8 protein-coding genes are annotated in these 13,284 nt (G+C 33.7%); 3 read left to right on the top strand and 5 right to left on the bottom strand.

The features are described 5' to 3' along the window. Nucleotides 1-157 precede the first annotated feature (157 nt). Entirely contained in the window at nucleotides 158-2,194 is a 2,037-nt protein-coding gene (locus C8C85_RS10130; protein WP_116796971.1) for a ComEC/Rec2 family competence protein, read from the top strand. 9 nt (nucleotides 2,195-2,203) lie between these two features. Here C8C85_RS10130 and C8C85_RS10125 read toward each other — a convergent pair whose 3' ends face one another. From C8C85_RS10125 to C8C85_RS10110, 4 genes are all read right to left on the bottom strand, one after another. Next, nucleotides 2,204-2,713, bottom strand: a complete 510-nt coding sequence (locus tag C8C85_RS10125) for a thioredoxin family protein (RefSeq protein ID WP_116796970.1) — start codon at nucleotides 2,711-2,713, stop codon at nucleotides 2,204-2,206. A gap of 78 nt (nucleotides 2,714-2,791) precedes the next feature. Beyond that, entirely contained in the window at nucleotides 2,792-4,303 is a 1,512-nt protein-coding gene (locus C8C85_RS10120; RefSeq protein WP_116796969.1) for a peptide MFS transporter, read from the bottom strand. A 96-nt stretch (nucleotides 4,304-4,399) separates the two neighbouring features. After that, on the bottom strand, nucleotides 4,400-6,091 hold the full coding sequence (locus C8C85_RS10115; RefSeq protein WP_116796968.1) for a peptide MFS transporter: 1,692 nt from the start codon (nucleotides 6,089-6,091) through the stop codon (nucleotides 4,400-4,402). A 32-nt stretch (nucleotides 6,092-6,123) separates the two neighbouring features. Then, a complete protein-coding gene (locus C8C85_RS10110; RefSeq protein WP_116796967.1) occupies nucleotides 6,124-8,301 on the bottom strand; it encodes a S9 family peptidase in 2,178 nt (725 codons plus the stop codon). A 425-nt stretch (nucleotides 8,302-8,726) separates the two neighbouring features. On the opposite strand from C8C85_RS10110, the gene C8C85_RS10105 reads away from it, so the two are divergent. Beyond that, nucleotides 8,727-10,043: a hydroxymethylglutaryl-CoA reductase, degradative gene (locus C8C85_RS10105; protein WP_116796966.1), complete on the top strand. Its 1,317-nt coding sequence runs from the start codon at nucleotides 8,727-8,729 to the stop codon at nucleotides 10,041-10,043. 42 nt (nucleotides 10,044-10,085) lie between these two features. Beyond that, the gene (locus C8C85_RS10100) at nucleotides 10,086-10,997 is read left to right on the top strand and encodes a GYDIA family GHMP kinase (RefSeq protein ID WP_116796965.1); all 912 of its coding nucleotides are present in this window, start codon (nucleotides 10,086-10,088) and stop codon (nucleotides 10,995-10,997) included. Nucleotides 10,998-11,118: 121 nt separating this feature from the next. Here C8C85_RS10100 and C8C85_RS10095 read toward each other — a convergent pair whose 3' ends face one another. Further along, a complete protein-coding gene (locus C8C85_RS10095; protein ID WP_116796964.1) occupies nucleotides 11,119-13,218 on the bottom strand; it encodes a peptidylprolyl isomerase in 2,100 nt (699 codons plus the stop codon). Nucleotides 13,219-13,284 lie beyond the last annotated feature (66 nt).

The raw sequence follows: 13,284 nt of genomic DNA, 5'->3' as shown, positions 1-13,284 counted from the left end.
ATCTTGTGGTGATTTGGCTCCTTTCCGTTTATGCTGCCAGGCTATATGCGCTACTTCGGTAGCTTGCTTCTATCCTTCACCCAAGACAAGCGGACAATCATAAGGAGATTCTTTACAAAAGTACTTATTTCTTACAAAATATTTGTATTTTGGCATTATGAAAGTAATGCAATTCCCAGTAGCCAGAATCACGATAGCCTTTATTGCAGGCATACTGCTCGCCTATTCCCTAAAGCCAATCCTTCCAATTGTATTTGCTTTTCTGACTATAAACGCCATTATTTTTATCGGAACGTATTATTCAAGTAAAACAAATGCAAAATCTCAATTGCCTTTTGGAATCACAACGTACCTCCTAGTCTTTTCCATCGGTGTCACCACACAAACAGTCCACACCGATTCCAACCAACGAAACAACTACACTCACTACAAGAACATCTTTGACAAAAACCACACTTACATCCTTACATTAAGGGAAAAATTAAAAAGTACCGTTTTCAACGATCGCTATATTGCCTTGGTAAATTCAATTGATAAAGAAAAATCCTCTGGCCGAATTCTACTCAACATTAGCAAAGACAGCACAAAACATTCTTTTGACATCGGAAATCAATTAAAAATCAATGCACTTTTATATAAAAATAGGAGCCAGAAGAATCCCAATCAATTTGATTACCAGAAATACCTCGAAAACAAACAAATCTATGCCCAACTCTACTCGGAGCCAAATAAAATACAGCTCAATGCCGAAATAACAAAAGACATTTGGTATTACGCCGCACGACTAAGAACCCGGATTATCCAAAATTTAGAGAAAAGCAAATTCCACAATAAAGAATTAAACGTTGCCGTAGCACTAATAATGGGTCAACAGCAAGACATTGATTCCGAAATTATTCAGGACTATCAATATGCAGGAGCTATACATATCTTATCGGTTTCGGGATTGCATATTGGATTTATATTACTGTTCGTCACTTTTCTGCTAAAACCTTTTCCTAATACAAAAAAAGGTGCTTTCATCAAGTTGTTACTTACACTCGCTGCCTTGTTCCTTTTTGGGATTTTGGCAGGATTAGCCCCTTCGGTGGTACGCTCGGTAACGATGTTTTCTTTTGTTGCGATCGGGCAATATTTGAGAAGAAGCGTCAATATTTATCACACACTTCTTGTTTCGATTTTACTTATCTTGCTGTTTCAGCCTTCATTCTTATTCGATGTCGGTTTTCAGTTGAGTTATGTTGCCCTGTTTTTTATCGTTTGGCTGCAGCCTTTGATGGCAAAACTTTGGCAACCAAAAAACAAAATCCTTAACTACTTTTGGGACATCTTGACCGTTTCATTTGCGGCGCAGATTGGCACTTTGCCTCTCAGTATTTATTACTTTCATCAGTTTCCAGGATTGTTCTTTGTCACAAATATCATTGTGATTCCGTTCCTGAGTATTATTATGGGAGTTGGCTGTCTGGTAATGGTTTTTGCTTCTTTCAGCTGGGTTCCTTTTTATCCGGCAAAAATTCTGGAAATAAGTATTTATTATTTGGACAAAATAATTGGCTACATTGCCTCATTGGAACAATTCATTATCAAAGACATTCCTTTAAACACAGCACTCCTAATAAGTAGTTATTTGGTTATTATCACGACAATTATTGCTTTCCAGCAAAAACGCTTTAAAAACTTAGTTTGGGCATTAATAGCCTTGGTAACCTTTCAATTATCTGCTATTGCAACAAAATGGGAAGTTCAGAATCAATCCGAGTTTGTTGTGTTGAATACTTCAAAAAACACGCAGATCATAGAAAGAAATGGAGCTAACGCAAAGCTATATGCTAATAACAGCTTTTTAAAAAATTCCGAAACCAATAAAGTACTCGCTTCCTATCTCACGGCCAACTTTAGCGAATTAAAAGAAAAACATAAACTGAAGAATCTGATATATTTTAAAGGAAACAAAATACTGTTGATCGATAGTTCAAAAGTGTACCCGAAGATGATACAACCAGACATTTTAATAATCACACAATCGCCAAAAATTAATCTTGACAGGCTATTGCAAACTACCAAACCCAAAATGGTTGTTGCCGATGCATCCAATTACAAATCGTTTCAAAAAAGATGGAAAGCAACTTGTTTCCAACAAAAAATCCCTTTTCACGCAACGAGCGAAAAGGGATTTTATAAAATTAATTAATTGTATTTTTTATACTTTTTTAGATTTTGATTTAGATTTTGGTGCAGGACCCATAGCGGCATTTTTCACAAAAGGATCTGCAACTGCTAACCATGCAGTTGGACCTCCAGCTACATAACCAGTATTGCCCAAACCTTCAAAATTTACTTTCCCTTCTTTACTCACGGTTGCCTTAGCAAAGTAAACGGTTGGATATCCTTGTATTCCAAATGCTTGTTGCAATTCGTTATTTTGTTTTTTAATCTCATCAGATTGCGGTGTTCTTCTAGGATAATCCAATTCCACCAAAACAACACTTTCATTGGCCCATTTACCAAATTCAGGTGTTTTGAGCACTTCATTTTGCAAACGGATACACCATCCACACCAATCACTCCCCGTAAAAAATAACATTAACGGTTTCTTCTCTTTATTTGAAACTGTTATAGCCTCTTTAACATCTGTGTACCATTTTAACTCTTGAGCCTGAGTCGCAACAGCTCCGATTAAAAACAATGTTATCAAAAATACTTTTTTCATTTGCTCTATTTATTTTTTTGTTTACCCTCTAATTTCTTATTTACAAATTTAAACAAAAATAATACCAAAATTTGTCCGCTACTTTACTTCTTGCATTAATTTTTTCACCAATGGAGAAATAAGGATTAAAACTACCCCTGCAATCAAAGCATAAATACCTAATTGTTTATATCCATTGGCATAGACATTTAACTTTTCAAGATTGGTTGCATGCTCAGAAGCTTCTGCAATATTAGCTCCTAATAATCCAGCAAAATACTGACCATAAGCACTAGCCAAAAACCACATTCCCATGATTACCGCCTGCGTTTTTAGAGGTGATAGTTTGGTCATGGCAGACATACCAATTGGAGACAAACAAAGTTCCCCAAATGTAATAATGAACCATCCAAAAGTAAACAATCCTAAGGATGTTCTACCATCAGCTCCTGCGAAGAATTTAGTATAATAAAAAATCCAGAAACCTGCTGCCAAAAATAAAAATGCCAAACCGAATTTAATAACAGTATTTGGCTCTATTTTTCTTTTGGCCATCCACAACCAAACCAATCCCACTAAGGCAGCAAACCCGATAACGAAAAATGAATTAGCAGAATTGTTCACTCCATTTGGACTTAATTTAACCCCAAGAATAGTGTTATTTAAATTATTCACTGCAAAAAGACTTAAAGAACCTCCACTTTGCTCAAAAAATGCCCAAAAGAAAATGGAGAATATGATGAAAATCAATGCGGCAAATAATTTTTTATTTTCTGTAGCCGAAAAGTTTTTCATTTCGTAAAGCAAATACAAAATAGAAGCTGGCCCGATGAACATCATGAAATAGTCCGTGTAAACAGTATTGGCCACCATAATAATAATTACTGGAATAATCAATAATGAACCAATATAAGTCAGTGTTTCCATTCTTTTCCTTTTGGAACTTTCAATTTCCAATAAAGGTGAAATCCCAATAGTTCCTAATTTTTTTTGAGTTTGCGTAAATGTCAAAAGACTTATAATCATAACAATTGCAGCAAATCCAAAACCTACATTCCAGCGTAAATATTCGGGAACGAGTGATTGCCACATAGAACCCTCGGCAACAGCTATACAAATATATCCTCCAATTAATGCCCCAAGATTTACACCCATATAAAAGAATGAAAAACCGGCATCTCTTCTCGGATCACCATCTTGGTATAGTTGTCCAACCATTGATGAAATATTGGGTTTGAAGAATCCAGTTCCAACAATGGTAAATCCAATTCCAATAAAAAAGAAGTTTTTCGGATCAATCGAAAGAATGACACTCCCAATGATCATTAATATTCCACCCCAAAATAAAGATTTCCTAAGACCTAGAATCTTGTCGGCAAACAAACCTCCAATAAATGTAAATGCATACACCCAAGCTTGTGTAGCACCGTATTGCAAATTGGCAACCCTATCGTTCATCCCTAACTGACCAACCATAAATACAACCAACATTCCACGCATTCCATAGAAACAAAAACGCTCCCACATCTCACTAAAAAACAAATACCACAGCTGCTTAGGGTACTTCCCTTTGAAATTTTGTATTTGTTCTAAACTTAAATTTTGTTCCATTATAAAATTATATTAAAAAGAGTTTAAATAAAAAAACACCACCTCTTTGATTGAATCAAAAAGATGATGTTTTTAGTTTATTTTTATTTTATTGAATTATCGTACACCGTGCATCATTTTTTTCAAAAATGGAGTTAGTGCAAATAAAATAAGTGCTGCGATACCCGTTAGCGCAACAAATACCATAAAGAATTCAAATAAGTTATGAATTTCAAAACCGGCAAAAATTGGGTTATGATCCATAATTTGATTTTTGTCCAATAATTGCAATTGCTCTGCTGTAGGCGTTACTTTTTTATCTAAAACAGCCTGCAAATCAATTCCAAGTTCTTTTGCTTTATTGAATTTATCTCCTGTTGCCGGCAATATAGAACCCAAAGTTCCCGCTAATGCATAACCTGAAGCATTCGACAAGAAAAACACTCCATACAGTAAAGAAGAGAAGCGTTTTGGAGATAATTTACCAACTAATGATAAACCTATCGGAGACAAACATAACTCAGCGCAAGTATTCAATAAATACAATAGAATTAACCATTTAATTGCTAACAAACCTGAAGTACCAAGATCTTTTACCTGAGTGGCAATCATGAAAAAACTTACCGTAATTAACAACAATCCTAAAGCCAATTTTACTGGAGAAATAGGTTCTTTGTCATTTGCTCTTAATTTATCCCACAACATACTGAAAGGGACAGCTAAAGCAACAACAAATAATCCGTTGAAAATTTGAACCATAGAAGCAGGCATTGGCCAACCGAAAAAGTTTCTGTCAGTTTGGTTATCCGCAATAAAAGTTAAAGATGATCCTGCTTGTTCAAAAGCTGCCCAAAAGAATATAATAAAGAAAGAAATAATATAAATTACAATAATTCGATCTCTTTCTATTTTAGTCAATGAACTGTCTGATAAAATCAAACCTGCCAATGTAATACCACTTGCATAAATGATTGGATAAATAATCGTTTTTACAACGTTTGTACCATCTACCGAAAAATGAAATAATAAGAATAATCCTACGAAAGCAATTACTGATACTATTAAGGCTTTTGAACTAAAAACAGCACTTTGAGCCTCACCAACTTCATAATCTGAAGATTCATTTTTAGAAGGCAATCCTCCTAATGGTTTCCCTTCTGGAGTAACCACATATTTATTTTTCAAGAAATAAAACACCAAAGTTCCAAGAAGCATCGCAATTGCAGCAGCAAGGAATCCCCATTTAAAAGCGTGAATATCGCGAACTCCACCTAAGCTTTTAACATCTCCAATCAATGGACAAATAAATTGACCCAAGAAAGCCCCTAAATTGATTCCCATATAGAAAATGGTAAATGCAGTATCTAATTTGCTTTTTTCTTGTTTTGGATACAAACTTCCCACCATACTGGAAATATTTGGTTTGAAAAATCCGTTACCAAAAATAATTACTCCTAATCCAGAGTACATTATAGTAGTCGCCAAACCTAGATTTTCACCAAAAACACTAGCACTAGTAAATAATAATAATTGCCCAATTGCCATCATCAACCCACCTAGCATAATACAATTTCTATTTCCAAAAAAACGATCTGAAATAAAACCTCCAAGCATCGGAGTCAAATAACAAAGTCCCAGAAAACCTCCATAAATTAAAGAAGCATCTTCTTCTTTCATCATTAAGGAATTTACAAGAAAAAGAACCAACAGAGTTCGCATTCCATAAAAATTGAACCGTTCCCACATTTCGGTTCCAAATAATACCCAAAGTCCTTTTGGATGTGCTGTTTTCGATTGAGTTTCTGTCATTTTTGTTTTTGGTATTTGTATTGTGATTTGGTTTATAAATTTTCTTTGATAAAATTAGTCATTTTGGTATACAACTGAATTCTAGTTTTTCCTCCATATATTCCGTGATTTTTATCCGGATATATTTGAGAATCGAATTGTTTATTGGCTTGAATTAAAGCTTCCATCATTTGCATAGAATTTTGCACATGCACGTTATCATCTCCAGAACCATGAATCAAAAGGAATTTTCCCTTTAATTTCTCTACATGATTAATTGGCGAATTAGTATCATATCCGCTTGCATTTTCTTGTGGAGTTTGCATGTATCTTTCTGTGTAAATACTATCATAAAAACGCCAGTTGGTTACTGGAGCTACAGCAATTGCCATTTTGAAGACATCAGCTCCTTGAAAAATACAGTTAGACGACATAAACCCTCCATAAGACCAGCCAAAAATACCAATTCTTGAAGCATCTACATATGGATAAGAACCTATTACTTTTGCAGCATCGATTTGATCTTCAACTTCATATTTTCCTAATTGTTTCTGTGTCACTTTCTTGAAATCGGCTCCTTTAAAACCAGTTCCTCTTCCGTCAACACAAGCTACAATATACCCTTGTTGTGTAAGCGACATAAACCAGTAATCATCGGCACTATTCCAATCGTTATTCACTTGTTGAGATCCTGGTCCTGAATATTGATACATAAAAACTGGATATTTTCTAGAAGCATCAAAATCTTTCGGTTTGATAATCCAAGCATTTAATTCATTCCCTTTTGCTGTTTTTAAAACAAAAAACTCTTTAGACGGCAAATTATAACCTCCTAATTTTGCTGTAAGAGCCTGATTGTTTTCGATAACCTGAATTTCTTTCCCTGTTTTTGACTCGTTTAGAGTATAAGTTGTAGCTTGAGAAGCGCTTGAGAAAGTATTAATGAAGAATTGGAAATTAGGACTAAAAGTCGCTGCATTTGTTCCAGTGTTTTTAGACAAACGAACTTTGTTTTTTCCATCTAATCCTATGCGATAAACATCTCTGTTGATAGAACCATTTTCTGTAGATTGATAGAAAATAGTTTTTGTTTTTTCGTCGAAACCGTAGTATGAAGTAACTTCCCAGTTCCCTTTAGTAACTTGATTTTTTAGTTTTCCAGTTTTATCGTAAAGATAAATGTGGTTGAAACCGTCTTTTTCACTTGTCCAAATAAAGCTATTGTCTTTCAGAAAAGTTAAATTATCCGTATCAATAAAATCGATGTACCCTTTTTCTGTTTCATTAAAAACAACTTTAGCAGCTCCAGTAGTTCCATCAACGAATAATAGATCTAGATTATCCTGATGACGATTTACCACTTTTGCAGATAAAACATTAGCATCATTTGTCCATTCTATTCTAGGGATATAAAAATCATTATATTTTCCCAAATCCACATTTATTACAGCTTTAGAATCTACATTATATAAATGCAATGAAACTAACGAATTTTTCTCTCCTGCTTTAGGATATTTAAAAGTCTCAACTGTTGGATATAAACTTTTTTGGAAAATCGACATTGAAAATTCTGGCACAGCACTTTCATCAAAACGGATATAAGCTAGTTTTTTGCTGTCTGCACTCCAATCGAAAGCACGTACAAAAGCGAATTCTTCTTCATAAACCCAATCCGTAATTCCATTAATTATAGCATTCTTCTTTCCATCAGTAGTAACTGCAGTTGATTTTTTTGAAGCTACGTCATAAACATATAAATTGTTTTCTTTAGCATAAGCTATCTTAGTTCCATCTGGAGAAAAAGTTGGTTCTTGAACCTGGAAATCAAAAAGTTTTGTTAGGGTTTTCGCAGCTATATCATATAAAAAATAATCTGCTGTAAAAGAGTGGCGGAAAATTTTGTTTGAATGACAAGCAATTAATATCTCTTTTTCTGAATCATCAAAAGTATAACTATCAATCCCATCCGCTAATTCTTTATAATTTTTAGTATCGATAAGGTTAGACACTTTTTTTAGGGTTGCAAAATCATAAAGGTCGATTTGCATACTTCTAGTTGCTCTGTCAGAATTCAATACAGTGTATTGATTGGTATTTTTCATTGATTGCAATTCATCCATTCCTTTGGCACGAAAAGCGCCCGTATAAATTTCATCAACGGTTATTTTTTGTTGTCCAAATACAGTAACACACAAAAAGAAAAGTAGGGCAGTAATCTTATTCGAATTCATATTTAGGTAAATTTGTTTTCTTTTTCAATATGCAATTTTGCATTCATAATTAGTATTTGTACTAATTTAATGTAATACTCATTACATAATATGGATTAAGTTATAAAAGCGACAATTTTAGTGAAAATTTTATAAATAAAACACTTTTGTCTTGTTAAATGTTATAAAAAATTATTTTTAACAATTTCAGTAAATATTTTTCTAAAAACTAAACAAAGTGCAGTCATTCTTTCCATTGATTTTGTAGTATTTAAAATTTTACAATAAAAACAAAACTTCTTCTTATATAACACTCATCCAATTTTAAATTATCAAAAAGTCAATTCCCTAAATAAATTAATCGAATTCGTAATACAGATTCATTTTGAAAAAAGCAATAAAATGGAATGTGTATCTTTGCGAACATAAAGCTATAATTGATACCTATGAACAACGCTGTTGCTGGATTTTCTAAATTATCCAAAGAAGAAAAAATAAACTGGATTGCCAATCACTATTTTTCAACTCCAAGTGAAGCTATAGCACTACTTAAAAATTACTGGAATTCTGATGAAAAAATTCAAAAACTTCATGATGAATTCATAGAAAATACGATTTCAAATTTTTATATTCCCTTGGGTGTTGCACCAAATTTCCTTATCAATGGAAAATACAGCACGATTCCAATGGCCATTGAAGAAAGCTCTGTTGTTGCGGCAGCTTCCAAAGCAGCTAAATTTTGGTCAACCCGTGGTGGATTCAAAGCAACCGTTATTAGTACTGAAAAAATTGGTCAGGTACATTTTATCTACAAAGGAGACGAATCCAAACTGACGTTATTCTTTGCACAATTAAAATCCAAATTGTTCGCAACTACTGAAAGCATTACCAAAAATATGCAAAAACGTGGTGGTGGCATTTTAGATATTATTCTAAAAAACAAAACCAGTTTATTGCCAAATTATCATCAGCTGCATGCTACTTTTGAAACCAAAGACAGCATGGGAGCCAATTTTATCAATTCTTGTTTGGAACAATTTGCCAAAACATTAAAAGATGAGGCACTAGCTTTTGAAATGTTTACTGAAGAAGAAAAGAATATACAAATAGTTATGAGTATTCTTTCCAATTATGTTCCAGATTGCATTGTTCGCGCCGAAGTTTCATGTCCTATTGAAGATTTAGCCGAAAAACATATTGAATATCCTCATGAATTTGCTGCCAAATTTATTCAAGCAGTGCAAATTGCCGAAGTGGAACCGTATCGTGCCGTAACGCACAATAAAGGAATTATGAACGGAATCGATGCTGTTGTTCTCGCAACAGGAAACGATTTCAGAGCCGTGGAAGCAGGAATCCATGCCTATGCTTCCAGAAAAGGACATTATTCCAGTTTGTCCCATGCCAAAATAGAAAACGGAATCTTTAGTTTTTGGCTAGAAGTTCCTTTGGCTTTAGGAACTGTTGGCGGATTGACATCGCTGCATCCTTTAGTAAAGTTGTCTTTAGAAATGCTTGAAAAACCTTCTGCCAAAGAATTAATGCAAATTGTTGCAGTAGCTGGATTGGCACAAAACTTTGCTGCATTGCGTTCTTTGACTACAACAGGAATTCAGGATGGACACATGAAAATGCATTTGAACAATATCCTAAATCAGTTTGAAGCTAATGAAGAAGAACGTATTTTAATAAAAAAATACTTCAAACATCATGTTGTTTCCCATAGTGCTGTAGTTGATTATATTGAAAATTTAAGAAAATAATTATCCTTAAACTTTGACAAAGTTATTTGAGTTAATAAAATAATGGAAAAAACATTTTACAGTAACGGAAAACTTTTGATAACAGGAGAATATTTGGTCCTTGATGGCGCAAAAGCATTGGCCTTGCCTACAAAATTTGGACAAAACCTGATTGTGGAGAAAACCGGTAACAAAGAAATAAAATGGAAAAGTCATGATGCCGACGGAAGTGTGTGGTTTGAAGATACAATTCCGTTTTCGGCAATTATTTCCACAACTCCTTTTGAAAAAGAATCTGTAAAAAACACTCTTATTACCATTTTACGAGAAGCCTATCGATTGAATACGGATGTAATTTTTAAATCAGAGGGTTATACTGTTTCTACCCGACTGAGTTTTCCGAAAAAATGGGGATTAGGAACCTCTTCGACGTTAATAAATAATATCGCTCAGTGGTTTAATATTAATGCCTTTACGTTGCTTAAAAACAGTTTTGGAGGCAGTGGTTATGATGTTGCCTGTGCTCAAAACGATTGCCCTATCCTATATCATCTTGAACAAGGCAAACCAATTGTTGAAAACGTAAATTTCCATCCAACATTTACAGAAAACCTATACTTTGTTTATCTCAACCAAAAACAAAGCAGCAAAAATGCCATTGCTTCTTATAAAGAGAAAAGAAATAATCTAGAAATCTCCAAAGAGATTATCAATCGACTAACGGAAACTGTTTTGAATGCAAAAGACGAAAACACTTTTGCGCAAGCGTTAGAAAAGCACGAAAAAGAACTGAGTTCCATTCTTGAAATAAGAACCGCAAAAGAATCCTTGTTTCCCGATTTTGAAGGAACCATAAAAAGTCTTGGAGCCTGGGGAGGTGATTTTGTATTGGTCATTTCAAAAGAAAATCCTAGTCCTTATTTTATATCTAAAGGATTTGAAACCATAATTCCTTATATCGAAATGATATTATAATATTTTACTCAAATTCAGCATTAGAAATCGACCACCGATTCTGATTGAAAAATCCATAAAACAAAAAACCCGATACTTGCAGTTTATAAGTATCGGGTTTTTTATGTTTGAAAATTACTGTTTAGTAATTAAAATCTTTTCTGTTGTCTTTAATATCAGCACCTTCTTTTAAAGCTGGCAATACTCTGTTAATCTCAGAAGCGCTTTGGGCTTTTAATTTATTTACATTGTCAACATAGCTTTTTAAAGCTGGTGCTTTAACAGTGCTTACGTTTTTCACTACATAAACTCCAGTAACCCCTTCAATTGGAGCTGATACTTTATTAGCAGCCAATGCAAATGCAGTTCCTACCACTTTTGGCTCTTGACCAACACCACCTGTTAAAACTGGATTTTCCAAAGTAACATCAGTAGCTTGTTGTACAGTTGTACCTGTAGCTTTTGCGATAGCTTCCAATGAACTTCCATTCATTTTAGCTTTTAACAATTCTGCTTTTTTCTTATTTTTAAGAATTTGCTCTACATAAGGTCTAGCTTGATCAACTGGCACTAATCCAGAATTATCAATAGTTTTAACTTTTGCAATTACATGACCTAAATTAGCCACTTCAAATCTTTTTACAGCACCTTCTTTCGTGTCTTTTTCAAAAGCCCATCTAACGATAGTTCTTTGGTTTCCTAAAGGACCAAAATTTTCGTCCATCGCTTTTACTGAAACTGCTGGAGCTACAGTAAGAGCCATATCTTTTGCTACTTTATTAAAATCTTTATCAGCAACATCCATTTCAAATTTAGTCGCCTGAGTAAATACTTTATCAGAAGTAGCTTCTGAAGCTTCAATTTTTTGAGCTACAGTTGCCAAACGAATTCCGTCTTGTTTGTCAGTGATTTTAATGATATGGTAACCAAATGGAGTTTCTACCAAACCTACTTTTCCGATACCATTATTGAAAACGAAATCATTGAAAGGTTTTACCATTTGACCTTGTCCAAAATATCCTAAATCTCCACCTTGTTGCGCAGAAGAATCATCTGAACTAGTGAAAGCCAACATCAAGAAACTATCTGGATTTGCAGTTACTTGAGCTAAAATTTCTTCAGCTTTAGCTTTAGCTTCCTCTTTAGTTCTTTTCTCTCTTTTATTAGGCACTTGAGTTCCTTCATAACTAATAAGGATATGACTTGCTTTTGCATTTACACCTGCTTTTCTTCCTAAAGACTTAGAAATACAGTAGTACTTTCCAAAAACATAAGGTCCGTAAACTTCACCTGGAGCTAAGTTGTACAATTTATCAGCATCAACTGCAGGCAAATCTTTTTTGGCAACATAAGAAGAATCATAAGGTACATCAGAATTTGAATTTACAAATTCAATCACATTCTTAGTGTTTTTAAAACCAGCTAAAGTATCATTTTTACCAGTTGCTTGATTGTAAACTACACTTCCTGTCAATAATGAATTAACTTTAGTTTTAACTTCATTCACATCAGCTGGAGATGCTTTATCTTCAATTAGAACATATTCTACTTTACGAGTTTCTTCAGATTTGAATTTTTTTGGACTCGCTTTCATGTAATCCAAAATATCAGCATCAGTAACTTTTACTTCACTATCTTTTATAGTAGAAAACAAACCGGCAACATAAGCAAAGTTTACTTTGTTCGCTCCCATTTCGTAATTGAATTTTCCTTCACTTTCAGTAGTATAAATACCCGCTTTAACCAAGGTATTATAGATTTGAAATTTAGCATTCAATTCAGCGCTTTTTTCTCTCTCTTTCAAATATTGTGCTTGCTCTGGATTTGACTTGAAATATTCTTTGAATTTCACAACATCAAACATACCAGCAGCATTTAAAAACATTGGATTTTTACCAATATTTTGATCTGCCTTAAGGATATCCAAAATATGCTTCTCACCTACTCTTAATCCTAATTTATCAAATTCTGCAGAAAGCAAAGCGATAGTCACTTCTTGATCCCACACTTGTCTAGACGCTTCTGTTGAAGTAATCCCCTGTCCACTTTTTTCTACATTGCTTACTTTTACTCTAAAGTCTTCAAATGCGATATCCTTTCCATTGATGCTTCCAACATCCTTTGAGCTCTTACCAAAATTTCCTTTCGTAAAAAGATCTTGGATTATAAATGAGAATAATGCTAGAGCAATAACTCCAATCATTATAGCGGAATGTTGTCTAATTTTTGATAAAACTGCCATTGTATATTATTGTTTATTTTAAAATTTTGTTTGCGAAAATACAATTATCTAATTAATAATTATAGA

This window comes from Flavobacterium sp. 103 (genome assembly GCF_003096795.1).
In the GTDB taxonomy this organism is placed as follows: Bacteria; Bacteroidota; Bacteroidia; order Flavobacteriales; family Flavobacteriaceae; genus Flavobacterium.
The sequence above is the reverse complement of the archived record's forward strand: the minus strand, read 5'-3'. Positions and strand labels throughout refer to the sequence as shown.

What these genes read in the sequence shown, in the direction of transcription:
- C8C85_RS10105 (WP_116796966.1), top strand. Translation starts at nt 8,727, where the DNA reads ATGAACAACGCTGTTGCTGGATTTTCTAAATTATCCAAAGAAGAAAAA.
- C8C85_RS10110 (WP_116796967.1), bottom strand. Translation starts at nt 8,301, where the DNA reads ATGAATTCGAATAAGATTACTGCCCTACTTTTCTTTTTGTGTGTTACT.
- C8C85_RS10125 (WP_116796970.1), bottom strand. Translation starts at nt 2,713, where the DNA reads ATGAAAAAAGTATTTTTGATAACATTGTTTTTAATCGGAGCTGTTGCG.
- C8C85_RS10100 (WP_116796965.1), top strand. Translation starts at nt 10,086, where the DNA reads ATGGAAAAAACATTTTACAGTAACGGAAAACTTTTGATAACAGGAGAA.
- C8C85_RS10120 (WP_116796969.1), bottom strand. Translation starts at nt 4,303, where the DNA reads ATGGAACAAAATTTAAGTTTAGAACAAATACAAAATTTCAAAGGGAAG.
- C8C85_RS10115 (WP_116796968.1), bottom strand. Translation starts at nt 6,091, where the DNA reads ATGACAGAAACTCAATCGAAAACAGCACATCCAAAAGGACTTTGGGTA.
- C8C85_RS10130 (WP_116796971.1), top strand. Translation starts at nt 158, where the DNA reads ATGAAAGTAATGCAATTCCCAGTAGCCAGAATCACGATAGCCTTTATT.
- C8C85_RS10095 (WP_116796964.1), bottom strand. Translation starts at nt 13,218, where the DNA reads ATGGCAGTTTTATCAAAAATTAGACAACATTCCGCTATAATGATTGGA.